Origin of the sequence: Virgibacillus tibetensis, from assembly GCF_036026595.1 — a bacterium.
GTDB classification, from domain to species: Bacteria; Bacillota; Bacilli; order Bacillales; family Amphibacillaceae; genus Virgibacillus_P; species Virgibacillus_P tibetensis.
The window spans coordinates 78,132-102,663 of sequence record NZ_JARZFX010000008.1 but is presented as its reverse complement, the minus strand read 5'-3'; the positions used below and the strand labels follow the sequence as shown (position 1 = coordinate 102,663).

Here is a 24,532-nt window from a genome sequence, read left to right as displayed (position 1 = left end):
GGCAATAATAAGTAGCATAATAAGGAAGAACTAAAACCTTACCATGTATGGGGAGATAAAATGTATAAAGATATAGTAAACAGTACACAGCATCGAAAAAGTCCTTTACCAGAAGGCCAATGGTTGATGGCACAAAAATGGGATCATCTATTATTTATGCATCTGCCAGTTCCACCAGAAATTATGAAAAGACAGCTTCCTAAGGGTTTGGATCTAGATACTTATGACGGCGTTGCCTGGCTGACGATAATTCCGTTTCGAATAAGTGATATGCGCTTTCGCAACATGCCACCAATCCCCTTTTTACATTCATTTTTAGAACTGAATGTTCGAACTTATGTATGTAGAAACGGCATCCCTGGCGTTTACTTTTTTAATTTGGAGGCGGATAAGCTTCTTGCAGTATTAGGTGCAAGGCTTGCTTCATTACCTTATTTTCATGCAAAAATGAAAATGAGAGAGACCAACGGAACTTTCCACTATAGCAGTATTCGTAAAGGGAATTCAAATATCATGTTCCTGGGAAGCTACCACCCGATTTTTGAAGCATATTACCCGAAAGAACGGAGTCTTCCTTATTGGTTATTGGAAAGGTATTATTTATGGACGTCTCGAAACAACTCTTTATTCCTTGGAGGCATTCATCATAAACAGTGGAAAATCCATGACGCAAAAGCTGACATTGTAAAACAAAACATGGCAAATTTCCTACCTGATATTGTTCTGAATGAGAAACGACTTTTCCATTACGCGGTCACATGTCGAGCTCTTTTCTGGCCTATTAAAAAAGTCGATTAAAAGAGCTTCCTACCTATTATAAGGCTACGGAAGCTCCAGGAATTAACGGGCATATTATTCGGTGGATAGGTCAACTACAGTATCTGTTATAACACCTTGTTTAACATATTTTATGAGTTTTGCAGATTCTCTATCCACCCGCTTTCTTCCATAGGGATTCATAAACCAGTTATCTTCTCTTGTTGTCTGATCATTAACAGGACACAAGGAGTATTCAATCCAATTGGGCATATAGGTCTGAAGTGTTAAGTGAAATCTGCGCATATGGATGAAGGCAGTAACCGCAATTATCCGTTTTATATTATGCAAATAGAATGCTCTATCCAATACGATCAACGAAGCAAGTACATTTTCTTTCGTATGCAGTGATATATTCTCAATTAAAATGTCTTCTTCTGGTATTCCTTGCTCAACAGCCTCTTGTCTTAATAATTGAGACTCAGAGAGCTCACTGCCATCCCAGATTACTCCACCTGAAAACAGAATTTTTTTTGCCCTCCCTTCCTTATAGAGTTGTATCGCTTTTGGCAAACGATATTGTACAGCCTTACTGCTTCCTGGAACAAAAATACAATCACCATGCTTATTATCATCTGTTAAATTTTTAAAAAGCAGCTCTGTCTTCTGTAAGTCGGTCAGTTTAACCGCTTCTAACTGAGATATATTTAATAGCATATTTTCACCCCATTCCTAATCATTTAAAGTCACATGACTTCAGGTAATATAATGCTTGTTCTGCATCAAACCTATCATATGTACTGATCAGTCTCATCCCTACTTTTTCTAAGAGCTTCCTAGAGGGGATATTAGCAACTTGTGTTTCAGCAACTAATCTTGGTAACTTCAGAATAGTAAATGCAAAACCAATTATTTCCGTGATTACCTCTGTTGCATAACCAGCACCCCACCATTTCGGGATAAGTTGATAAGATACTTCCATGTCTTTTCCTGTATGGTGAGGATCCAATGAAACTAAACCTATAAAGTCATTTGTTTGTTTATATCTAACACAAAAATACCAAGAGTTTCCATCGCTGTTTAGCATGATGTCTAATACCCCGTCAATTGATTCTTCCCTGACTGTCCCTCCAAGGTACTGCCTTACTTTTTCGTTTAGGTAAACTTTTTTTATGTCCTCATAATCTGACTCTTGAACAGCAGTGAGTATACACCTGTTAGTGATAATCATATAAAGTTCCTCCCAGATTGTTGTATACATAAGTAAAGAAGTTTAGAAAAGTAATTTAAATAATGTCGAGAATATGAAATAGGAAAGAAAGCCTGCCGTGAATATGATTATAGTTCTTTTGTTCACATACCTTTTCATCTGTCTGTAATCACTCCTTGTTCACTTTATCCACATCTTGTATTGATTTTTTATACGTGTAGATTAATTGACTTAGCCAAAGCACAAAAAGAAATGTAGGTACAATTATTTTTTCCCTTACTGTAGGTGCTAAAAATACTATTATTAGGCTTGTTATTATTAACATTGGAATTCCGGCGGATATAGTTCTTCTGAATTTCTGTTAATGGCATTTAAAAAATGTACCATTTGGCAATCGGGCGTATGCAATAAATCCTGTATAAATACAACTTTACATGGAGAAGTGGTGGCGGTAGGCTAATTTGCCAAGCAAGACCAACCCTTGCCCTATTGCCCTTGACCTTTACCACAGAGGCTCCATGTCAAGTTACTTTGGGTATGAATATATATACTGCCATACTTATAATGCCGATTGCCATTTCATACAAAAACTAAATGCCAAATACATGAATTTCTCTTTGTAACTTAAATTGTGATAAAATCTCATATTTTTATATACACCTACTTTTATCAAATTATATATACGATAAGATGGTTAATAAAAAATAGGAAGGTGTTATTTCCCAATTAACTTATGTGAATGTATAGCCATACTCTTATCGTACCAAAGTTCATGACTAAAGAAAGTGAATATATCAATAGTTTCTGAATTTGAAAAATAAATTAGATACATCAACAAATAAAACCACTATTGCTGGTTAACTGAATATGTGTACGTTTTATTGTTAACCATTATATTTTATAGTTGACAATGTTTCTGTCTTTCATTTATTCTTATCTACGAGGAGGAAAAACTATGAAACCAAGAAACTACTGGACACCACTAGATCTTACTGTTGGCAGCATGTTTGTTGCATTAATGGCTGTAGGAGCAAACATTACGTCTATTGCTCCTTTTATGGTAATCGGCGGTGTACCAATCACGTTACAAACCTTTTTTGCTATTTTGTCCGGGCTTATTCTTGGAAGTAGATTAGGGGCTCTATCTATGTTTACTTACATGGTTCTTGGGTTAACTGGAGTGCCGGTCTTTGCACAGTTTAAAGGTGGTGCAGCAATCCTATTGTCTCCCACGTTTGGTTTTATCGTGTCATTTATTTTAATAGCTTACGTAGCCGGTAAAATGGTAGAGAAAAAACGCAGCTTTCCTAGGTACATATCAGCCGCACTAGTTGCAATGGTTATCAACTATATTTTCGGTACGAATTGGATGTATGCTGCTTACATTTTCTGGTTTGACGCACCAGAAGGACTCACTTACAAAATGGTTTGGTATTGGATGGTTTTCCCTCTTCCTAAAGATATTATTCTATCAACATGCGCAGGTGTAGTAGCTTATCGCCTTGAAAAAAGACTGATTGCAAGGAGTAATTTTCGAAAAATACAAAATACAGCTTAAAGGTGTGAGAATATGACAAATTGGAATCTGTTAGCTGAAAAAGTACTGCAAGGAAAAGAAATAAGTGATCAGGAGGCACTTGATGTCCTGGAATGTCCAAATGATGAACTATTGCAACTGTTACATAGTGCTTACCAGGTCCGCAAATATTATTTTGGCAACCGGGTAAAGCTGAATATGATTATCAATACCAAATCCGGATTCTGTCCGGAAAACTGTGGGTACTGCTCTCAATCAAGAGATTCTTCCGCTCCAATCCAAAAGTACCGGATGATGGATAAAGAAACCATTATCAAAGGAGCCGAGCAAGCTCACCGTCTGCAATCAGGTACTTATTGTATTGTGGCAAGCGGCCGTGGACCATCAAAGCGGGAACTGGATATTGTAACGTCAGCAGTTGAAGAAATCAAAAGTAATTACGATATGAGAGTATGTGCGTGTCTGGGTTTACTTAAACCTGAACAAGCGGAGCGATTAAAGAAAGCCGGCGTTGACCGCTATAACCATAATATCAATACATCCGAACATCATCATGACAACATTACTACAAGCCACACGTACCATGACAGGGTAGCTACTGTAAATCATGCTAAGGAGGCCGGAATTTCTCCGTGTTCAGGGGTAATTGTAGGTATGAAGGAGAAAAAGGAAGATGTCATTCAAATGGCAAGAGCCTTGAAAGCACTCGATGCCGACTCCATACCTGTTAATTTTCTACATGCAATCGATGGGACTTTATTAGAAGGAACGAATGAGCTAACACCAGCATACTGTTTAAAAGTTCTCTGCCTTTTCCGATTCATTAACCCGATGAAGGAAATTCGAATTTCCGGCGGAAGAGAGGTCAACTTAAGAAGTCTTCAACCACTAGGTCTATACCCAGCGAATTCAATCTTTGTAGGAGATTACCTTACAACAGCTGGTCAGGAAGGGTCTAAAGACCATATTATGATTGAAGATCTTGGTTTTGAAATAGATTATGTGAATGAAGAAGATTTGGTATAGTGCTATTAAAAAGCTTAAGGAAGCGAAAACTCAGAAGAGCATCGAATCTCTTCTGAGTTCCTTTTTATTTGCAACTTATTCACAGCTGAAGTTCACTGTAGACCGGGAAAATGTCAGGGACAGTTTAGACGACTTTCACCGCCTTTGTCGCAATAAATGTTTTAATATAGTTGTCCAGGACTCTGCGCCCTCCAAAATCATCTTCATAAAATCCGCTAATTACAAAACCTGCGTCTACTTGTCCTTGAATCTGATCTTCTAATGTATGTGCATACTCAATTGTTTGTTTTTGACTAAGGTAGCCCTCTATATCCTCTTTAGCTAAATAATCTAATGTTGACGAAGGGACAGAATGCTTCACCTCTAAATTACCTTTCCTTTCTTCAGCATCATCGAAAATAAAGAGAAGCGGATTGGTAAACCCGGATATAAGAACTCCTTTATTTTTCATTACTCGAGATGCTTCCTTCCATACTGGTAAGACATCTTTTACAAATACATTTGATACAGGGTGAATGATCATATCAAAATAGCCATCCTCGAAATCGTTGAGATCCATCATATCTCCGTGAACCGTCTTCAGTGTTAATCCATCACGTTCAGCCACAATTTCATCTTGTTCCAGTTGTTTTCTTGAAATATCTGTAACCGTTACATCTGCACCGGCCGCAGCGAGAACGGGACCTTGCTGCCCGCCTCCCGAGGCCAGGCAAAGTATTTTCAATCCTTTTAATGTTGCTGGAAACCATTCGCGTGGTACTGGTTTACCTGTTGTTACTGTAATCTCCCATTCTCCAGCTCTGCTTTTTTCAATAATTTCTTTACTGACTGCTTTCGTGTAAGCAGCCCCCTCCTCCACCTTTTTATCCCATGCCATGCTATTATGTTTCGATATATCCATTAGTACGTATCCTCCTGAAATAAACAGTCGATTTAGCCCCATACTATTCCTAATTCGACAACCCAGAATAAATTCCTGCATGTTTATTTCTTTCTAAAGGAGTTCCTGCATGTCAGCTCCCTTAGAACTCCCAACCGACTTTTTTACGAAATTCTTCTTTTCGCAGCTTACTGCGAACCTGCTTTCCCCAGCTTTTCACGGCTTCTGCAGTTGTGTTCTCCTGGATGGCAATGTCCTTTAGTGATTGCTCGCCAATAATATAAAAATATACCCATTTCCACTGGTTTTCAGTAAGTTGAGACTTAAGGTTTCTCCAAAGGTCAGTATCTTCTTCCAGACAATCCGTTAGAGAAACTAGTGGTAATGGCTTTTCATTCCGTCCCACGCGATTGCCGGTATCTGCATGAGATACAACTTCATCAAACAGCTTTTTTTCAGCTTCATTTTCTTTCGTTGCTTTTCGCAGATGATCAATCAGCCGATTACGTATCGTATAATTGAAGTAAGTAGCCATTGTCCCCTTATCTGGTTGATAGGTTTCATAGGCGTTCCACATCGCACATAATCCTTCCTGAAAAAACTCTTGCTGTGGATCATTAATTTTCAGCTTATGTATGTAGAAATGTATGCGTCTTTCATTTTGTTTGTATATCTCTTCAAATGTTTGGTTATTTATTGTTTTCATAGGAAAAGCCCCGCTTCTATAAAGTAGTGAATAGTACTATTCACTACTACTATCGAAAACGAGGCCTATTCAGGGGGCATCTTTTTAAAACTTTTTTATTTTTTTGGTTGATGAAAGGGATATCACATGAATTGAAAAAGAAAAGTTTATCCCGATCGACAAAATTTCACCCAAAACCGGGAAGTGACACCTCCATTTAACTAATTCTCATCGAATCTCCCTCATCTAATCGCACAGGCTGTTTTCGAATTGACTTAAAAGGCTCAATCCCTCGCCTTTGCTGAGTAAATAAAACCAAAATTAATAGTGCTATACCAACTCCATCGGATAATAAACCAGGGTACATGCCCATAAAACCAGCAGCAATCAATACGATCCGTTCTAGTAATACGGTCCTTATTAGTAACCAGCCAATTAAACCTGCTGCCAAAGTAACAACACCTATCAATGCCGTGATGAAAGAAATTATTACTTGTACTAGTGATCCGTTCATAAGTAATGAAGGTTCTAATACAAACATAAACGGAACAATAAAACCAACCGATCCCAACCGGAAAGCCTCTAATCCCACCCGATTGGGATTACTTCCGGCAATCCCAGCTGCCGCAAAGGCTGCTACTGCAACCGGAGGTGTTATCGCTGAGAAAATGGAAAAATAGACGATAAATAGATGTGCAGCCATGTTAGAAACACCTAATTCGATAAGTGCTGGTGCTGCTAACATTGCTGTTAAAATATAAGCTGCCGCTACAGGCATTCCTATCCCGAATATAATACAAATAAGCATGATTAAAAGTAATGTAGGGAGGAGCATTCCTTCCGTCAAACCAAGAACAATACTGGTTAATTTCCCTCCAAGGCCGGTGGACATAATACCAGCTATTACTAGCCCTGCTGCCGCACAAGCAGTTGTAACGGCTATGGAAGATTTTGCTCCTAAAACCATTGCACTGACGATTTCTTTTAGTCCCATTCGTTTGCTTTTACGGAACCAGCTCACAATTACAATGGACAGGATGCCATAAAAAGCAGTTCTCGAAGCACTGTAACCATGTACTAGCAAAAATACTAAAACAATTAAAGGAATAAAATAATACCATCCCTCTTTCAGAACTTGAGTCATTCGTGGAATATTTTCTTTAGTGGCACGCGGTAAATCCAATCGCAATGCCTCAAAGTGAACGAGGGTTATTAACGACACATAATATAGAATACCTGGGATTATTGCAGCGATAACAATGGACCCATATGGCATTTGTGTTACTGCAGCCATCAAGAATGCTGACGAACCCATGATTGGCGGCAATATACTTCCTCCAGTTGACGCAGCAGCTTCTACTGCTGCAGCAAACGATGGCTTATAGCCTGTTCTTTTACTTACAGGAATCGTAAAGGAACCAGTTGTAACAACGTTAGCTGTTGGGCTTCCAGAAATAGAACCAAAAAAAGCACTCGCAAGAACTGCTACCTTAGCTGCTCCACCTTTCGATCTTCCAGCAATGGCTGTAGAAAGTTTGAAAAAAAACTCCCCAGCACCTGCTTTTTGTAAAAAAGACCCAAACAACATGAACATGAATACAAATGAAGCCGCAACTGAAATAGGGGAACCCCAAAGACCATTAAAACTGAAAGCAAGTTCATCCAAAAATTCGATGGGTGACATTTTCCGATGACTCCATAAACCAGTAAGATGATGCCCCCATAAAGCATACGAAATACCGATTAGGACAATACCTATAATAGGAAAACCAATAGTTCTGCGCGCCGCTTCCATACTTAAAAGTACAATTATCAATCCAAAAAAGATATCCAAATTTCCTAATGGATTCATAATAGGGATTCTTTCTGCAATACGCTCTGCATGGATTGTAAAGTATATACCTGCTGCAAGCGCAAGGAAAGCGAAACTATAATCAATACTAGTTGGGAAATTACCTGAGCGATTCTTCTTGGTTTTTTTAGGATAGCCATATAATAAAAAAGTTAGAACTAATATAAACGATAAATGAATTGCCATTTGGTTAATTGGATCCAATTTCCCCCAGACGACAGACCATATCTGGTAGACTGATAATGCAAATGCAACAATAGTAAATAATGGTAAATGAATCCCTGATAATTCACGACGGTTACCTTCTTTGAACCAAGGTGCTAACCTATTCATAATGCCCATAAATCCACATCCCTTCCAAGAACCTACAGTTTGGATTTTAAATTTAATGAACCAATCCTTGATCCTCGAAATACTTCTTTGCACCTGGGTGAAGTGGTACATTACCAACGTTTATCATACTTTCAACCGTTAAATTTTTAAATTCCTCGTGCACCGTACCTAGGTAATCAAGGTTTCCATGAATTGCTTTAGTAACCTGATAGACTTCTTCTTCTGGTACATCCTTATGCACAATTAAAATAGCTGGCGTGTTAACTGTATCTACATCTTCTTCTAAAAATTCATAACTACCAGCTTCAATCGTACCTGGTACCATTCCGAGATCTTCTGATACAGCTTGAATAATTTTCTCATCTATCGATAAAATTTGCAGATCTAGTGTTGTTGAGGCTTCGATAATGTCACTTGAAGGAACAGACACAGCGTCCCCGGTAGCATCGACACGTTTATCACTCATTAATTCAAACGTTTTTGCTCCACCTAAATGATCAACAGATCCGCCCCAAGAAATAATATCTTCATACGTAACACCATACCCCTGTAAAATACTTCTTGTGATCTTTTCACCTGCTGAACCCTTTTGATCGACAGCCAGGCGTAGTGGCGCCTGATTTTCCATCATCGCATCCAAAGAATTATATTCCATATCTGCCCTTACAATAAACTGATAATAATTAGAAGGTATAACTACACTTATTGCCCGAATATCTTCATAAGCCTGATCATAAGGTTCATCCCCACTATAAGCAGCGTAGCCAGTCATTGCATAGGACAAACCATACGGAATTTTACCCGTACCAACAGTAAGTGGATTTTCGACAATTCCACCTGGTTCTACAGTTACAAGTGAATTATTGTTATCCCGACGAATGGACTCTGCGATACCCTCCGTAAATACAGACCATGCTCCTCCTGTACGCCCGCCTATAATCGTTGTTTGAATGGAACCATTTACAGTTGATTCTACTGATCCGGATGCTTCACCGGATACGTCTGTCTTGGAAGGTTTTTCTTCTGGGCCCTTACAAGCAACCAATATTACTAGACCGATCAGCATTAACCCAAGTAGCAACCTAATTCTATACTTACGACTAAGCTTTTCTACTAATCTCACTTTTTTCTCCCCTCTTTCACTTGAAAACTAATATCCAATGCTTGAACAGAATGCGTTATAGTTCCCAGTGAAATATAATCCACACCTGTACCAGAGTAAGCAGCTAAATTATCCAGCGTTATTCCCCCGGAAGCCTCTGTCACAATCGAATCTGGTACACACTCAATAAATTCCTTAATTTCTATTGGTGTACGATTATCAAACATGATTACATCCGCCCCCGCTTCGACTGCCTCCATCACCTCTTCCTTCGTTTCTGTTTCAACCTCTATTTTAACCATATGACCAATTGTTTCCCGAACAGATTGAATAGCTTTTTTAATTGATCCAGCGAAAGAAATATGGTTATCCTTTATCATCACACCATCATATAAACCTTGCCGATGATTTTTACCACCACCTGTTATCACGGCATATTTATCAAACATGCGCAGCCCCGGAATTGTTTTTCTTGTATCACAGATCTGGATGGAAGGATCATTTAGTGCATCCACACATTTAGTAGTGATCGTGGCGATCCCACTCATTCGTTGGATTAGATTTAAAATAACACGCTCACCTGTGAGCAAATGTCTAATTGGACCTTCTACTTCTGCAATTGTTTCACCAGCAGATATCCAGTCCCCATCAGCAAAACATAAGCTAACCTGAATCTGTGAATCAAGTAAATGGTAGGCCTCTTTAATAACCTCTAAACCGGAAATAATTCCTTCTTCCTTAGCAATAAACACACCTTTACCCACTTGGTCGTGCGGAAAAATAGCCTGGCTGGTAATATCATTATCTCCAATATCCTCAAGTAAAAAGGACTGAATTTGAGTTCGTAATTTTAATTGATTCATTTTCTTAACCCCTTTAACGTTTATCATTTGTATTATTTTAAAAATCAACATGTGAAAATATTCACATTAAAATAAATAATTAATGCCTTAGCATTTGTGAACTCACCATCCGCCTCTTGGAACGGTTGATTGTGTAAATCCCTTTATGTCCATCCCTTCTACGTTGATTTAAAAAACTTAGGTATATTCAGTTGTCTTGACATCTATATTTACATAAGACTATTATAATAGCAAGTGAATTTTTATGTGAATTTGACTCTACTGTTGTAACATCATAGGATAAGGTATACAAGATCATAGTATAGATTAGTATTTTTTATACATAGAGGAGTAGATAAACGTGAAAGATCAAGATAAAATGTCTTCGATCAAGCGCCAAAATCTTATCATGAACATGTTAAAAGAAACGGAAAGTCCCATTACTGGTAGTGAATTTGCCAATAAAACGAATGTAAGCAGACAGGTAATCGTTCAGGATGTATCCATTTTAAAAGCAAAAAATGAACCAATCATTGCAACAAGCCAGGGCTATATGCTTATCAATCAGCAACAAAACGAAGATTTACAGAAATTGGTTGTTGTATGTAATCACACACCAGAACAAACGCAGGAAGAATTATATTGCCTAGTTGATCATGGTGTACTCGTAAGAGATGTGATCGTCGAGCATGCAGTGTATGGAGATTTAACCGCGTCAGTTATGGTAAGTAACCGAGCAGAAGTTGACCAATTTGTAAAACGAATAAAAGAAACGAATGCCACCTACTTGTCTACTCTAACTGAAGGAATTCATTTGCATACATTAGAAGCTGATACAATGAATAAAATCAATGCAGCATGCAACGATTTAAAAAAAGCAGGAATCCTGGTACAATAATAAAACCCAATTAAAACTCACGAAAAAATAGGGATCAATGAAAATAATTAGTACAGTCCTTTGTGTAGAAGAACAAAGTGCAGGGCGCCCGGTTATTGCCGTACGACCTGCGCCTGCACATTGCCGGTGGGTCGACGTTGCCGCGCGAAGCGGCGCAGTTAGTCGATCTTCCACTGCCCGTATGAGATTCACTCCAGAGTATTATATTTACTTGACTTTCGCCATTTCTGGCGATAAATCAAGTTCATCCAAAAGAAAAAATGCTCACTTCTGTGGGTATACCGACGCCTGAGCACAAGCCCGGCTTTAATCAGCCTTCCTTATCCCGTAGCGATTCGATGTTGACTTACCGTAAGGAGGGGCCATCCCGTTCGACAAAATTCGCCAAAAACCGGGAAGTTACAAAACTTATAAGGCTCCCATACCACCGTCAACTCTATACTGAACTCCTGTGATAAATGTGCTGTCATCAGAAGCTAGGAATAAAACTAAATTTGCAATATCACTTGATTCTCCATAACGTCCTAATGGAATACTTTTTGCTAATGTTTCTTCTTCTACATTCATTCCCTCTTCTAAAGAACGCATCATTCTTGTATTAACAGGTGATGGATGAATAGAATTTACTCGTACATTTGCGTTAGCTACTTCTATTGCTGCTGCTTTTGTTATTCCCACTACAGCGTGTTTAGATGCAATATAAGGTGAAACGCCTGGACTACCGTTCAATCCCGCTACAGAAGAAGTATTGATAACACTACCATCACCCTGTTTAGTCATGATTGGTAGAACGTATTTCAATCCTAAATATGTTCCACGTACATTAACGCTCATAACTTGATCGAAGTCCTCCATTTTTTGGTCGACAAGAGGAGCTACTTTCCCTTCAATTCCTGCATTATTAAAGAAAACATCGATTTTACCAAAATGTTCAACTGCTTTTTTAACATAATTCTCTACTTCAGATTCTTTTGAAACGTCCGCTTGGACTGTAAGTATTTCACCAAATGAAGCCAGTTCTTCTTTTGCTTTACTAAGTGACTCCTCAAACAAGTCTACTAAAACAACTTTAGCGCCTTCTTTTAAAAACCTTTCTGCTGTTACTTTACCGATGCCACCTGCTCCACCTGTAATTACTGCAACTTTTCCTGATAGTCTTTCCATTGTGTAATACCTCCTAAATTTTACTCTGAATTAAATTATCTTTAATTCATATTAATTATAACCCTACTTTAAAGATTAATCAAAGAAAATGCTTTCGTTGTATCTTTCCCTTCACATACCAGTTTTATTGCTTTTTAAAAATTTGTAAACCTACGTGTCCCTATTGAACAGAGACGTCAAAAATTCATGTCTTACACTCCAAACAGCAGTAGTTAATCAGCCTCTGTTTTAATCAAGGTACAGTTAAAAATAGTAAAGACACCATTTACTAGAATGGTGTCTTTACTATTTTCTCAGTATATTGTTTTGTACTACTTAATTAGAAACAATCCTCTACGCAAGTCCTTTAAACATGTTTCCACTAGAATGCTGTATCTGGTAAAAATAATGCAATATTAGGAAAGATATAGATAAGTGTAATCAATAAAAGAATAGGGATAACGAATAGGAATGCTCCCTTAAAAATATCTACTAGTGATAATTCATCTGTTACTCCCTTTAAAACAAAACAATTCATCCCAATTGGAGGCGTAATGAGTGCCATTTCGATGAGTAGCACAACAATTACCCCAAACCATACTAAATCATATCCCATCATCTCAACCACTGGTAGTACGATAGGTATAGTTACAACAAGCATAGCTACCGTATCCATAACAGCTCCCAAAACAATATACATACATACTATTAGTAAAAAAATCATAAGTGGTGACAGGGCTGATGAAAATAAAAAGTCTGCTAATGAGGAAGGAAGACGAGTAATCGTCAAAACGTAATTCAATACAAATGCTCCCAGTATTACTGCGAATAAAAAACCGGTAGTTTTTATTGTTCCTAATACCGCTTCAGCAAAGTTCTTTTTATTTAATTTCCGACTACCTATTCCAATTAGAAATGCTCCAAAAGCTCCAACAGCAGCTGCCTCGATAACTGTAAGAAAACCTATGTATATTCCACCAACTACTATTATAAACAATAAAATAATTGGTACGTTACTTTTCAGGGAGATAAATTTTTCTTTCCAACTAACGTTGCTTTCCATATCCTGGGGTTTAGATATTAAACCTGGTTTTACTAGTACACTAATATAAATGGTAAGCATAAAAAAAAGCGTTAATAAAAGCCCGGGAATAATTCCTGCTAGTAGAAGTCTACCAATTGACGTCTCTGTTATCATCCCATAAATAATAAATGTAGTACTGGGAGGGATTAGTATGCCTAACGCTCCACCCGCGACAATCGATCCGCCAGTTAAACTTTTACTGTAACCTCCCCGCAACATTTCTTTGGTTGCGATTACCCCCATTGTCCCTGTAGTCGCTAAACTCGAACCAGACGATGCCCCAAACATGGCAGATGATCCAATCGTAGCTAAACCCAAGCCACCTTTAAACCTACCAAACCAATTCCGAAAAGTTTTAAACAAATCGGAACTGATTCCTGCGGCGTATAATAGTTGTCCCATTAATACAAATAAAGGTATCGTACTTAATGTATAGTTAAAACTTTGCGTCCATATAATACTGTTTATAACTGTAGAAAGCGTTTCCCATCCCCTCAAATATAGTATTCCTATGCAGGCAGGAATTGCCATGGAAATTACAATTGGAATACGTAAAAACAGTAAAGTAAACACAGAAAGGATTACTATTAAACCAACCATTTCATTGTACAACTTAAATCCCTCCATTTACTTTAGTGAATTAGTTTCTTTATAGATTCTAAAAATTTAAGTATGGCCTCTAGTCCCCAACCGGCGAAACCAATTACAATGAGTATATAGAAAGGGTAATAAGGAATCCCCAGCAACATGGAAGACTCCAAAAAATTCATTTTTATAATAAACACCCAACAAATAATAAAACAAAAAGCAATAGTAAGGGATTGAGCAATAATATCTATAATTGTTTGAAAAAAAGATGGTAGTTTATCAACTATGATCCCAATAGAAATATGTGAATTTGTTGATTCAGTAAATGCTAAGGAACCCATAATTATAAGAACCATGGAAAATTGAACAAGTTCAACATCTCCTAAGACTGGGTATCCTAGACTTCTTGATATCGCAAAAAATGTTACTAGGGGCATCAATAGTACCAATGTAGAAAAAACTACCCATTTATTAATTTTAGTAATATAGTGAGTTAAGTTAATAAAGAAACGCATTGCTTTTCCTCCTCACAATCCAGCAAATACAAACGTTTTATTTATCGATAGAGTTTTATAGTTTTCAATTACTCAAACGGGATATCCATTTCTTCCTCTTCTAGTAATTCTTTAAAATAGTTCATCATTTCTTCACCAGGATATCCTTTCTTATTTGCTTCCTCTACCCAATTCTCCCATACCACTTCTGATGAATCTTTAAATTCTTGTAAGTCCTTGTTTTCTAAAGTTGTTACATTACCTCCCTGGGCTTCAAACTCCTCGAAGGCCTTTTGCTCTTCATTGGTATACATCTCAGCTGTTAATTCTGCTAACTTCGGACTTAACTTTTCTAAAAAAGTTTCTCTTAAATCTTCTGGCAATTGATCCAAAGACTGTGAATTTACCATATAAACAAAATTCATAGCACCCATATCTAATTTCGTTAAATTTGGAGCAACTTCGAATAACTTGTACCCCACTGCCCCAATTCCCAGATAAATTACTTGGTCAACAGTTCCTCTCTCAAGGGCTTCATACATTTGACTCAAGCCTAAGGTTACAGGGGCCCCACCCCATGCATCAACCAAATCAGCCCTCTCGTTTCCAATTGCATTTATCTTTTTACCTTCTACATCTGAGAATGACTCGACAGGTTTTTTACTAACTAATTGATAGGAATCTGATGAGACAACAGACATAAAAGTGGTACCCTCATAACTATCTGATACGTACTTTTCATTAAATTGCTCCAGTATTTTCCTCCCTTTGAACGAATCATTGATAGCGAACGGTAATTCCCCTATTGTTAATGGGAAAAGCTCGGTATCACGCTGAAGACTTGGATTAGCATAACCGATATCATATACTCCACCTTTGATATCTTGTAAACTTGTTTCATATGCACCGAGAGCTCCACTGGAAAAAACATTTATCTTGATTCGACCATTCGTTTCCTCTTCTACAAATTCTGCCCACGGTTCTACAGTATCTGTATTGAATTTATGATTGGGTGGGGCCTGAACATTAAAATCAAACTCATATACTTCTTTACCACTAGTACTTCCTTCTTTACCACAGCTAGCCAATACTAGTACAGCTACGATGATAGTAACTATCACTACACTATTTTTTTTCATATTATTTTTCTCCTCCTTTAAAATAACGATCGACTTTTCTTTCCTCATCTACTATCCTCGTAATCTTAGTGTCTTCTCTTGTGCCTAGATAGTTATTTCAAAAAAGATGGTTACTTTTGAGCTCGTTTCATAAACTTATCTACTTTTTCCTTTGTTTCTCCTGATGTTATTACTCTTTCTGCTAATTCGGGTTCATTAATGAAAACATCACCTACGTTTGCCATAATAGAAGCATTCACCAACTTTTTTGTCATCCGTATAGAATAATATCCTTTCCCTCTAATTTTCTCGATGAGCTGATCCACCTCATTATCCAGTTTTTCTGTCGACACAACTTTATTAACAAGGCCCAAGTGACTGCATTCGTCGGAGGTAATATCTTCACACAGCATAATTATTTCTTTAGCTTTTAAAGCCCCAACAGCCTTAACCAGCCTTGGCGTACATCCCCAATTTAAAAACAAACCTACATTGGTTTCCGGCAAGTTGAATACTGTCCCATCCGCCATTAGTCGAAAATCTGTAGTCATTGCTATAGCAACGCCACCACCATAAGCGGAGCCACGTAGTGCCGCAATTGATATCTGTTCAAGATTTTCTAATTTCCTCATCAATTCCTGCCCTATAATTGACATGGATCTAATAAATTGAGGAGCTTCATCTTTATTTTCAATCTCTTCATTAAAATTATATAAGTCAAATCCTGCAGAAAATAGTTTCCCTTTATTTGTAAAAACCACGAACTTTATCTCACTTTCTTCTCTTAACCAATCTGCTAATCCAATTAATTCCTTCATCATTTTTAGGTTAATTGTACTAACTTTGTTTTCCCGATTTAACCATACCCATAAGACGTCATTCTTTTTCTCTAAATGAATGGTTTCAAAGTTCATTTTTTTTCACCTAACCTCATTACTAAATTTGTCTTACTGCCGAATCCCAATATGGTGCTCGAATTACTTTTTTATCCACTTTCCCATATGGTGTCAAAGGTAAAGATTCAACTAAATGTATTACTTTTGGTTTTTTATACTTTGAAAGTGTCTGATTGCAATATTCCTGTATATCTTCAACAGTTACACTTTCATTTTTTGGAATAATAAAAGCTGTTACCGCTTCTCCCCAATCACTATCCGGTATTCCAATAACTGCAACTTGTCGGACACCGTGATGCTCTTGAATAACATTTTCTACTTCGGAAGAATAAACATTCATTCCTCCGCTAATAATCATGTCTTTTTTTCTGTCTAATAGATAAAGGTATCCTTTTTCATCCATAACACCCATATCGCCAGTGTATACCCACCCATCTTTTAATGTCTCAGCCGTTTCGATAGGCATATTATGATACCTAATCATATTTGTAAGAGATTTGACTGCAATTTCACCTTTTACGCCACGAGATACCTCACAACCGTTCCCATCTACAATTTTAATCCGGCTAAAAAATGTTGATTTCCCGCAGCTTGACAACAGATGTGAATATTCTTCATCCGTTCGATGATCTTCTTTTTTAAGCCATGTCACGACATTTTGTGTTTCCTGCTGACCATATGCTTGAATAAAAACCTGACCGAATATATCTAATGCTTGCCGTAGACGCCCAACTGTTATAGGCGCAGTTCCATATTGAATGGTACGTATTGAACTGACATCAACATTCTTTCCTTCCATGAAATCAAGCACTCGATAAATCATTGTCGGAACTAAGCTAAGAAAAGTAATTTTGTTTTTTTCAATATGCTCCAGCAACAATTTCGTATCAAACTTACTTTCAATAAAAACTTCAGCTCCTCTTACTAATCCAGCCATTAAATAGAGTCCTGCAGCGTGTGGTAATGGAGTCATTAAAAGGATTTTCTCATCTTCCCGTATATTTACTTCATCCATCATTGAAATATAAGTTAAAAAGGTTGTTTTGTGACTGTCCACAACGCCCTTCGGCAACCCAGAAGTTCCTCCACTATATATAATTTTTGAGTTGTTTTCGGGAGTAATAGAGATATCTATATCATGATCTGGTTGACTACTTTGAAAATCGTCCCATGTAATAAAATTAGTAGAAGTAGTTTTTTCCGAATTAGTAATACCTACAATTGTTGTTAGTTCTGGTAGATCTGATTTGATATGTTCAATATTTGAAAAGAACTGTTCTCCTACTAGTAACACTTTAGCCCCGGAATCCTTCAAAATATGGTAAATATCTTTCTCACTCAACATGTCATTCATAGGGACAAGTGTTCCTCCGGAAAAATAGATTCCCAACTCGCTGGCCACATATTCAAGACTGTTAGAAAGCAGTAGAGCTACTCGTGTATTTCGTTCTACCCCATGTTCTATCAAAGCATGTGCCACCTGATTTGCTGCACGATGTAATTCACGATAGGTCATTTTTTGTGACCCAAAATGTAATGCTGTTTTTTCGCCGTGATTACGAAATGAATTCGTAAATAATTCGTTTAAAGTTAAAAGAGATTGACTCATACTGATACCTCCGACTAATACGTTATGTAACTTTCAAAAACTTACTTAACACGCCATAATTTCCCTTGTTTATTCAGCTGTCATTCCATGATATAACGCCTCCTATTGTTAAAACTCTCCTGAATAAACAATTAAACACATAGGAATACTTCAATATAAACAAAAATAAAACCTCTCCTAAGTAAGAAGAGGTTTGAAGTACATTATATACTTTCTCTTCTTATCTTCAAAGCTTTCGCTTTCTGGATTTGGCACAGTACTAAATAGTCTGTTGCCGAGGTGTCATAGGGCCAGTCCCTTAACCTCTCTTGATAAGAAATAAATATGATATTGACAATTACATTACCTTATATAATTTTAATTGTCAATATTATTTTCTGGTGTTTTCTAAAAAATAATAAAAATTTGATAGTTATTAAGAAAAGAATTTAAGAAGCAATTCTGTTTAACCCGGTTGATGGAACATGGAACACGTCAGCTTTTTTTGTGGTTTTATAACCATTCCATTTCCGGCAATTACTTCCCCAAAATCTCTCTTGTTCTTTCTAGTATTTCTTCGTCTTTAAGGCGGAATTTGAATTCTACTCGGCGGGAGTCCTCGGCACTGTACTCTCCGTTTTCATCGCTTCGGAAATCGGAAAAGGACTTGCTGTTTACTGTTAATTTTTCTTCTAAATGGCTTTGAATATTTTTATACGGAAATTCCTCACTCAGAATATAAGAGGCAACACTGTATGACCTTTCTTGAGAAAGCTGCAAGTTGTATAAATAGCTGCCGTCCCGATCAGTATGTCCTTCAATAATTATCTCGGCAATATATTCTTCGTATCCGCTTTGCAGCAGGATGTCCAAGTATTTAGGTATAAACTCATCCAAAAATTGAAAAGACTCCGTCTTCAGTTCAGCATTATCATATGTGAATAATATCTCCGTGCTGAATATGATTGCACCTGTCTTATCATCCACCTCAACCCCCAAGGAAGAGCCACTGAACTCCTCTTTTAACTCGCTTACAAGCTCAGCTCTTACTCCCATAATTTGATCGATTGTTCGTTTCATCTCTTCTATTTGCAGTGATTTAATGATCATCATAATAATGAATATTAACATGAAGCATAGTAGGATGACTGTCAGCAAGTCGGTAAAAGAAGGCCAGAAATGTCCTTCCTCTTGATCATTTTTAAAAAGTCGCTGGTATTTAGTATTCATTTTGATTCAACCTTGGTCCAGTATTCCATTTACCCGCCAGCTGACCAAGTGAATTCAGCTGCTGATTTAACGTTTGAATTTCCCGATTGAGCTCCTGTAACATTTGTTGCGTATACCTGGCATTGCTTTGCTGGGTTTCCTCGGTTACTCGGCGTATTTCTCTGAATTCCTTAGCTATTCCCTCATTTGTTATTTCAACGGAATTTGCAATCTTTCCAGCCACTATATCCAGCTTCCCTCCGAGCGTTCCTTCGAGGTTAGCTACGTAATTTGCAAGCGTATCTTTCAAGATACCTACGCTGGCTTTCATCTGGTTTTCCCGTTGAGTAAACGACTGAGTCATTTGCGATATTGCTGCATTTATCTCATAGATCAGCTGATTATTTTTTACTCCTACCTGTTCGTACGAGTTTGCAGCATCCTTCACTTGTTTTTCAAATGCCTGTGAATCTTTGCTGTGGGCATGGAGGTGATTACTAAATGTTCGGTTGAACTCCTTTAGCTCCTGAAAACGATCCGACAAGAGGTGCTTGTATTCGGCTTGTGTTTGATTAATAACATCCAGTGCTTGGGGCAGTTTAACAATCGAATCGCCCATCTTATCGAAATCACCTGAAAGCTCACGTAAATAAGTCATAATTCCAGCAAGCTTTGAAGTAAGGTCATCACCGAAAACCTGTCTGAACTCCTTATTATGTGATTCCATTTTCTCCACGAGATCATTGCTTTTTTCGTTAATTTTCTCAAATGTAGTCTGAACCGACTCTTGGCTATCCAAAAGAGAAGAGGTGAAATTTTTTAAATCGACTACAGAGTTCTCAAATTGATGAAGTGTTTCCATTTGCGTATTGGAAACCTCCTGCATTTTCTCATAGGTATTTTCAAATGCCTTGGCCATCCGCTCATTTCTTCCATCCATTTTTTTAAAATAGGTAAATAGCGCATCAAAGTTTTTGTTTAGCTTGGCGGTTCCTATTCCAAACCCATCTGTCACTTCTTTCATTGAATAGAACAGCTGGTGAAATTCCTGCAGATTATCAGAAAGACCTTCATTGAACAGTGCCAAATCCTTGGCCGACTCCTGTAATCCTGCTGTGTATTCCTGAAATCCTGTAAATGCTGCTTCAATTCCCTGTAAAGATTGCTGATTCGTTTCCTGAAGATGAACGATGGACTGATTAATCGTTTCCGACACATCAATCAGCCGACTGATACCGTTTTGTTCTTGTCCTTCTAGCAATGACTCTGTTTTCAACATAATATCGGTCAGCATATACTCTGTATTAAGTGATTTAATGAGTACGGTCATAATTAATGAAAAGCCCATCCCAACAATACTTGTATAAAAAGCGACATCAATCCCCGATAGTACACCAGCTACATTTTCAACCAATTGATCTCCATCAGAATTAATACTCCCCAAAGATATTGTCAGGCCAATAAACGTTCCAAGTACACCGATCAATATGAATATAGATACAGTCATTTGTATCATTTTAATCAGACTGACGACAGGCATATGATACACGCGCCAGCTTGAGAACTTCTCCTGCACGAAGGTCTCCACTTTCACGGTCTCTGTCTGCTGTTTTTTGTCAAACTGTTCTTTAAACAAATTTAATGGATCTATATCCATTCGATTGGTCTCTTTTACGTAATTCCTGATTTTTTTTAATTTGCTGAACAAGGTTACATGTAGCAACAGTGTGACGGCAAATGCAACAAACAATATCATAAAAATAAACTCAATCATCGGATTTGCTAAAATAGCCTCCGCTTTTTGCTCACTTGTGACTAATCGTAAAATTGACTCCACCATCAGGCTTCCCCCTATGTAAAGATTCCAAGTGCCATGCATTGTTGTCAGAAGCGACCACTAGTTTACAGCCCCTATCTTCATACATATTCCAAGCATGTCCAAATCATGAATAGAAAAATATACGAACAGTGCACTGTTCAAATCTGTAATTTATGTCGATAGTTTGAACAATGCAATGTATACCTGAAACGAGCAATAGATTAATGATATTATTAACAGGAAATACGAAGGAGAGGTGCTTTGATGAAAACAAATAAATCGCCCTTAAAAACAATCGTTATTATTACGCTGGCTGTTGTTGTTTTAATAGTGGCATTAGTCATGATAGTTAATAGCAATTCTGAAACTGGTGAAGGTGATTCCCTGGTTAAACAGCCGCCAACAGAAGGACAACCTACCTTAGGTGACAGTGATGCTCCTGTAACAGTTGTAGAATTTGGAGATTTTAAATGTCCATCCTGCAAATTATGGGGGGATAACTTCTTTCCGCAATTAATAGAAGACTATGTGGATACCGGGAAAGTACAATTTGCTTATATTAATGTTCTTTTTCATGGTGAAGAATCAAAATTAGGGTCATTAGCAGCTGAATCGGTGTATAAGCAAAATCCGGAGGTATACTGGGATTTCCATAAAGGCATATACGACAAGCAAGCAGGCGGCCATGATACAGAATGGCTGACAATGGAGACCATTCTTGAAGTTGCCGACGGTATATCCGGCATTGACACAGAACAATTAGAGTCCGATGTAAAAAATAACACTGAAATAGATGAAGTAAACAAAGACACTGAATTAGTAACCGAATTTAACGTAGAATTAACTCCAACCATTATGGTTAACAACATAATGATTGAGGATCCATTTGACTATGATGCCATTGCGAATGCGATAGAAAGTGAATTAGAAGGTAACTAATATGAAGAATTTGGATAGCAGACAACTTTTCTTATATGCTGCCTGGCTGGTCTCCCTCGTCGCAACATTAGGCAGCCTTTACTTTAGCGAAGTACGTGGGTTTATTCCATGTGAGCTTTGCTGGTATCAACGAATTCTTATGTACCCGCTAGCATTGCTTCTGGGAATAGGCACATTTCAGAGTGATTTTACAGTTAAGAAATATGTGCTCCCATTGGCAATCATCGGCTGGGCTGTTTCTTTATTTCATTATTTGGAGCAGAAGATACCGGGATTTGCTAAAATCAAACCATGCGCGGACGGAATACCATGCAGTGCAGAATATATTAATTGGCTTGGGTTTATCACTATCCCCTTTCTGGCATTTACCGCATTCAGCATGATTATTGTGTTGATGCTACTTATCAGAATACCAAGAGCAAAATAGCATACCATTTTATTCATTATGAGCTACCGTTCTGTTCTAAAGTATGAGCGGTAGCGTTTTTAAATGCTGAATCGTATCATCTAGGACTTACTAATCTATTTTATATAAATCATAAAAATGTATTGACTAATCTACTCTGAATCATTACAATTTATCTTAATTTAAAAAATGAATAGTTTGTTTTCTTATCGAGAGAAGCGGAGGGACTGACCCTTTGAGGCTTCAGCAACCAGTAATTGATTACATGGTGCTAATTTCAGAAGAATACCCCGGTATTCTAAAGATGAGATGAATTGGAACGTGTTGTTACTAATTTATAATCAACCTCCTCTCATCTTAATTGAGAGGAGGGTTTTTGTTTTTAAGAAGAAACCAGTAGCTGTTTACTGACATAAATACGACTATTCACATTACTTAACTTTGATTTATAAATGGGAGGCAGAATAACAATGACATCATATGGCTGGTGGTTAATTTCATTTGCTATTGTATACACATTCGGATTAATTCTTGCTGGGAATATTTCCAGAAAGAAAGCTGCAAAGGATAATGGGTATTTTGTTGGAGGGCGCGGTTTTAATAAATGGATAGTAGCGTTTTGCATTACAGGATTATTTTCAGGTTCCACGTTTATTTCTATTGTTGAACTATCTTATTTATCAGGGATATCAGCCATTTGGTATGGTGTTGCCGAAACGGTCCAAGTATTACTAATTGCCTTTATTATTATTGGACCCTTCAGAAAAAAACTTGTAGTTACAGTATCTGGGCTGATCGGGGAGCGCTATGGTAGAGCAGCACTTGGTATCGGTGGAGCGATAACAGCTTTTGCCTTTCCCATGTGGTCTGTTGCAACAGCGATTGCCTTTGCTTCGGCTGTACACGTCTTTACAGGGATTTCATTGTCACTATCCGTTGCCTTTACCGCTTTACTGCTGTACGCATACTTGAAAGCGGGTGGGATGTGGTCTATAGCCTTCACACAAACGATAAACATATTTATCTTTATTATCATGTTTGCGATAGGAATCATTGCATTTTTTATAAATCCTGGCATCGATGGTTTACGTGAATATGCAGCAGTGAATCCGAAAATGTTTGAATTAAATGGTGTTGGAACACAAATTATTGTTGCTTGGTTTGGAACATTCCTGGTAAATGTAATCCTGGCGCAAGCGGCCTTTCAAATGGCTTTGTCATGCAAAACACCTGAAGAAGGACAAAAAGGACTGAAATTAGCTGCCGTTTTTGGCATCCCGTTTATCATACTAGGTATTCTGTTTGGAATATCTGCGGCTATCGTGGCGCCTGATTCTGGACTTGGACTGGTGGCATTACCACAATACCTAATGGAGGTGCTGCCTGCACCACTTGTAGCATTATTCTTCCTTGGCATTTGGGCTTGTGCACTTGGCTGGGGAGCGCCATGCCAATTTTCTGGGGCTACAAGTCTGGGGAAAGACGTAGGGAGTGCGCTAAATCCTTCTGCTACATCGGAACAGCTTATTAATTATACGAAAAAATCATTACTTATTCTTACAGGCCTCATGATTATATTTGGATTAACGAGAACAGAGCAATCAGCATGGTGGAATATCTTAGCATGGACAATGAGGAATTCTGCAACCTTTGCTCCAGTCGTAGCAGCTTTATTCTGGAGGTTGGCGACCAAGGAAGCGGTGGTAGGTTCTATGATTGCTGGGTTTTTATCTGGAGTTACCTGGTACCATATTGGTGGCTGGCTGCCAAATGAATTTTATTTAAATATCCACCCTGTTTGGGTAGGAATGTCAGCAAACATCAGCACACTCGTCCTAATTACATTGGTGCAAAATGCATTCGTGTTGAAATTCAACTTATTCTCTTCAAGCGCAAAAAAAGGACATTATGCACTGGGGTTTGGAGCATTGATTAGTCTGTTTTTGAGTTTAAATTTTCAATCCTTACACGAACAAGGTTTAATTGGAATGTTCATATTCACTATTTTAATCAGTCTGTTTATTGCTGCGATTATCTTTATACCGTCAACAAAAAAAGAATATCATGAGGAAATACTGGGTATAGAGCACAAAGCTGCTGATGGAAGATAAAGTGGACGCAGGGGGT

General features: G+C 37.7%; 22 protein-coding genes and 2 riboswitches. Of the genes, 7 read left to right on the top strand and 15 right to left on the bottom strand.

Features of this window, described 5'->3' with window-relative positions; genetic code table 11:
* Positions 1 to 60 precede the first annotated feature (60 nt).
* Entirely contained in the window at positions 61 to 798 is a 738-nt protein-coding gene (locus QGM71_RS15040; RefSeq protein WP_327608378.1) for a YqjF family protein, read from the top strand.
* A gap of 54 nt (positions 799 to 852) precedes the next feature.
* On the opposite strand, the gene QGM71_RS15035 is transcribed toward QGM71_RS15040, so the two are convergent.
* Both QGM71_RS15035 and QGM71_RS15030 read right to left on the bottom strand, forming a co-directional pair.
* Positions 853 to 1,473 (bottom strand): YdcF family protein, encoded by a 621-nt coding sequence (locus tag QGM71_RS15035; RefSeq protein ID WP_327608377.1) that lies wholly within the window; start codon positions 1,471 to 1,473, stop codon positions 853 to 855.
* Positions 1,474 to 1,492: 19 nt separating this feature from the next.
* On the bottom strand, positions 1,493 to 1,987 hold the full coding sequence (locus QGM71_RS15030) for a GNAT family N-acetyltransferase (protein ID WP_327608376.1): 495 nt from the start codon (positions 1,985 to 1,987) through the stop codon (positions 1,493 to 1,495).
* 934 nt (positions 1,988 to 2,921) lie between these two features.
* Here QGM71_RS15030 and QGM71_RS15025 point away from each other — a divergent pair.
* Together QGM71_RS15025 and bioB are read left to right on the top strand one after the other, a co-directional pair.
* Complete coding sequence (locus tag QGM71_RS15025; protein WP_327608375.1) at positions 2,922 to 3,524, top strand: biotin transporter BioY; 603 nt, start codon at positions 2,922 to 2,924, stop codon at positions 3,522 to 3,524.
* 12 nt (positions 3,525 to 3,536) lie between these two features.
* Entirely contained in the window at positions 3,537 to 4,529 is a 993-nt protein-coding gene (gene bioB, locus QGM71_RS15020) for a biotin synthase BioB (RefSeq protein WP_327608374.1), read from the top strand.
* 124 nt (positions 4,530 to 4,653) lie between these two features.
* Here the strand turns inward: bioB and QGM71_RS15015 are convergent, their stop codons facing one another.
* From QGM71_RS15015 to nadC, 5 genes are all read right to left on the bottom strand, one after another.
* Positions 4,654 to 5,430, bottom strand: a complete 777-nt coding sequence (locus QGM71_RS15015; protein ID WP_327608373.1) for a class I SAM-dependent methyltransferase — start codon at positions 5,428 to 5,430, stop codon at positions 4,654 to 4,656.
* Between the two features lie 121 nt (positions 5,431 to 5,551).
* Positions 5,552 to 6,115 carry a sigma-70 family RNA polymerase sigma factor gene (locus QGM71_RS15010; RefSeq protein WP_327608372.1) on the bottom strand — a complete coding sequence of 188 codons (564 nt, stop codon included), beginning with the start codon at positions 6,113 to 6,115 and terminating at the stop codon, positions 5,552 to 5,554.
* A gap of 196 nt (positions 6,116 to 6,311) precedes the next feature.
* Positions 6,312 to 8,288 carry a TRAP transporter permease gene (locus QGM71_RS15005; RefSeq protein WP_327608371.1) on the bottom strand — a complete coding sequence of 659 codons (1,977 nt, stop codon included), beginning with the start codon at positions 8,286 to 8,288 and terminating at the stop codon, positions 6,312 to 6,314.
* Between the two features lie 43 nt (positions 8,289 to 8,331).
* The gene (locus tag QGM71_RS15000; RefSeq protein WP_327608370.1) at positions 8,332 to 9,402 is read right to left on the bottom strand and encodes a TAXI family TRAP transporter solute-binding subunit; all 1,071 of its coding nucleotides are present in this window, start codon (positions 9,400 to 9,402) and stop codon (positions 8,332 to 8,334) included.
* Positions 9,399 to 10,244: a carboxylating nicotinate-nucleotide diphosphorylase gene (gene nadC / locus QGM71_RS14995; protein ID WP_327608369.1), complete on the bottom strand. Its 846-nt coding sequence runs from the start codon at positions 10,242 to 10,244 to the stop codon at positions 9,399 to 9,401. Before nadC ends, QGM71_RS15000 begins: the two co-directional genes overlap by 4 nt.
* 334 nt (positions 10,245 to 10,578) lie before the next feature.
* On the opposite strand from nadC, the gene QGM71_RS14990 reads away from it, so the two are divergent.
* Positions 10,579 to 11,121: a transcription repressor NadR gene (locus QGM71_RS14990; RefSeq protein ID WP_327608434.1), complete on the top strand. Its 543-nt coding sequence runs from the start codon at positions 10,579 to 10,581 to the stop codon at positions 11,119 to 11,121.
* Positions 11,122 to 11,529: 408 nt separating this feature from the next.
* Here QGM71_RS14990 and QGM71_RS14985 read toward each other — a convergent pair whose 3' ends face one another.
* From QGM71_RS14985 to QGM71_RS14950, 8 genes are all read right to left on the bottom strand, one after another.
* Complete coding sequence (locus tag QGM71_RS14985; RefSeq protein WP_327608368.1) at positions 11,530 to 12,285, bottom strand: SDR family NAD(P)-dependent oxidoreductase; 756 nt, start codon at positions 12,283 to 12,285, stop codon at positions 11,530 to 11,532.
* Positions 12,286 to 12,646: 361 nt separating this feature from the next.
* Positions 12,647 to 13,960 carry a TRAP transporter large permease gene (locus QGM71_RS14980; RefSeq protein WP_327608367.1) on the bottom strand — a complete coding sequence of 438 codons (1,314 nt, stop codon included), beginning with the start codon at positions 13,958 to 13,960 and terminating at the stop codon, positions 12,647 to 12,649.
* A 20-nt stretch (positions 13,961 to 13,980) separates the two neighbouring features.
* Positions 13,981 to 14,451, bottom strand: a complete 471-nt coding sequence (locus QGM71_RS14975; RefSeq protein ID WP_327608366.1) for a TRAP transporter small permease — start codon at positions 14,449 to 14,451, stop codon at positions 13,981 to 13,983.
* A gap of 68 nt (positions 14,452 to 14,519) precedes the next feature.
* Entirely contained in the window at positions 14,520 to 15,569 is a 1,050-nt protein-coding gene (dctP, locus tag QGM71_RS14970; protein ID WP_327608365.1) for a TRAP transporter substrate-binding protein DctP, read from the bottom strand.
* 110 nt (positions 15,570 to 15,679) lie between these two features.
* Positions 15,680 to 16,462, bottom strand: a complete 783-nt coding sequence (locus tag QGM71_RS14965; RefSeq protein WP_327608364.1) for an enoyl-CoA hydratase/isomerase family protein — start codon at positions 16,460 to 16,462, stop codon at positions 15,680 to 15,682.
* Between the two features lie 22 nt (positions 16,463 to 16,484).
* Entirely contained in the window at positions 16,485 to 18,053 is a 1,569-nt protein-coding gene (locus tag QGM71_RS14960; RefSeq protein WP_327608363.1) for a class I adenylate-forming enzyme family protein, read from the bottom strand.
* Positions 18,054 to 18,270: 217 nt separating this feature from the next.
* A riboswitch (SAM riboswitch) is annotated at positions 18,271 to 18,371 on the bottom strand.
* A gap of 198 nt (positions 18,372 to 18,569) precedes the next feature.
* A complete protein-coding gene (locus QGM71_RS14955) occupies positions 18,570 to 19,262 on the bottom strand; it encodes an OmpA family protein (RefSeq protein WP_327608362.1) in 693 nt (230 codons plus the stop codon).
* Positions 19,252 to 21,081, bottom strand: a complete 1,830-nt coding sequence (locus QGM71_RS14950) for a MotA/TolQ/ExbB proton channel family protein (protein ID WP_327608361.1) — start codon at positions 21,079 to 21,081, stop codon at positions 19,252 to 19,254. The genes QGM71_RS14955 and QGM71_RS14950 overlap by 11 nt, the downstream gene beginning before the upstream one ends.
* Positions 21,082 to 21,324: 243 nt before the next feature.
* On the opposite strand from QGM71_RS14950, the gene QGM71_RS14945 reads away from it, so the two are divergent.
* From QGM71_RS14945 to QGM71_RS14935, 3 genes are all read left to right on the top strand, one after another.
* Positions 21,325 to 21,999 carry a DsbA family protein gene (locus tag QGM71_RS14945; RefSeq protein ID WP_327608360.1) on the top strand — a complete coding sequence of 225 codons (675 nt, stop codon included), beginning with the start codon at positions 21,325 to 21,327 and terminating at the stop codon, positions 21,997 to 21,999.
* A gap of 10 nt (positions 22,000 to 22,009) precedes the next feature.
* Positions 22,010 to 22,426 (top strand): disulfide oxidoreductase, encoded by a 417-nt coding sequence (locus QGM71_RS14940; RefSeq protein WP_407703039.1) that lies wholly within the window; start codon positions 22,010 to 22,012, stop codon positions 22,424 to 22,426.
* Between the two features lie 182 nt (positions 22,427 to 22,608).
* A riboswitch (SAM riboswitch) is annotated at positions 22,609 to 22,716 on the top strand.
* Between the two features lie 159 nt (positions 22,717 to 22,875).
* Complete coding sequence (locus QGM71_RS14935) at positions 22,876 to 24,516, top strand: sodium:solute symporter family protein (protein WP_327608358.1); 1,641 nt, start codon at positions 22,876 to 22,878, stop codon at positions 24,514 to 24,516.
* Positions 24,517 to 24,532 lie beyond the last annotated feature (16 nt).